The organism is Polaribacter aestuariivivens (assembly GCF_005885675.1).
Classification (GTDB): domain Bacteria; phylum Bacteroidota; class Bacteroidia; order Flavobacteriales; family Flavobacteriaceae; genus Polaribacter; species Polaribacter aestuariivivens.
Genome location: NZ_VANR01000013.1, coordinates 1 through 1088 on the forward strand (window position 1 = coordinate 1; position 1088 = coordinate 1088).

A 1088-nucleotide genomic window follows, 5' to 3' on the forward strand; every position below is an offset into this window, starting at 1 on the left:
AGTAGTTTTCCGTTGAAAGTTCCATTCCATCCTTGTGAATCAATAGGAATTTGCGCGACTAATTTTCCAAATCTGTTAAAAATATTGATACTTGCATTTGGATAAAAGGTTTTATTAGCGCCTTTAATTACCCAAGTATCATTTCTTCCATCGCCATTTGGGGTAAAGAATTTAGGAAATTGAATTACAGAAACTTGCAGAGTAGCATCTGGAGCACATCCATTTTTATCATTAACAATGATGGTGTAAATTCCGCCTTCTAAATTCTCGAAACTAGGTTCGTCTTGAAATGGAGTAGTGGTGTTTGTATCGTCATTTCTTAGTGCAAATTGATAATCACCCAAACCTAAATYGTTATTTATGACATCAATTAAAATAGATAAATTATTATCACTTCCAATATTATTTCCTTCATCTACAATGGTAACAAAGCTAGATAATAAGGTTGCAGGATTTGATTCGTTTACYACAATAYTTTCTGTTTTACTACAAYTGGTACCATCTGTTGTRGTAGCAGTTACTGTATAGGTTCCGCCCACAGTTACATTCGCATTGTCGTTAGTACTTACTGTGTTTCCAGCAGCATCTTTCCATTCGTAGGTATAAATATCTGCAGGATTTTCCACAGCAATGTTTAATGGAGTATCATTTAAACACAAAATTTGAGGCGTAGTTACAGCAAAATCTGGTAATGGATTTACGATTACTTGAAAACTAGCATCATCATTTACACAAGTGGTTGCTTTGTTTTGAATACGCACAAAAATAGTTTCTGTAGTATTGGTGTTTGTGTATGGAGAAGTTAAATTATTATCACCAGAAGTAGCATCAGCTTGCGAACTATGAAAAGTGACGTTAAAGTCATCAGGATCTTGTGAAGCGCCTAACAAATTAATAATTTGACTGTCTAAATCTATATTTTGAATAATTCCATTGGTGTCATCACCATCTAAATCATCATCACAATAAGAAAGGTTAGAAACAGGTGTAAATGTTGGTTCTGGATTTACAATAACATCAAAATTAGAAATTCCGTTGGCACACATGGTTGCTGAATTGTAAACTCTTACATGAATGGTTTCTCTATT

1 protein-coding gene is annotated in these 1088 nt (G+C 33.6%); it reads right to left on the reverse strand.

The window, feature by feature from the left end:
* Nucleotides 1–1088, reverse strand: a 1088-nt coding sequence (locus tag FDT66_RS13950) for a T9SS type B sorting domain-containing protein (protein WP_138537604.1), incomplete at both ends; no start/stop codon positions are given.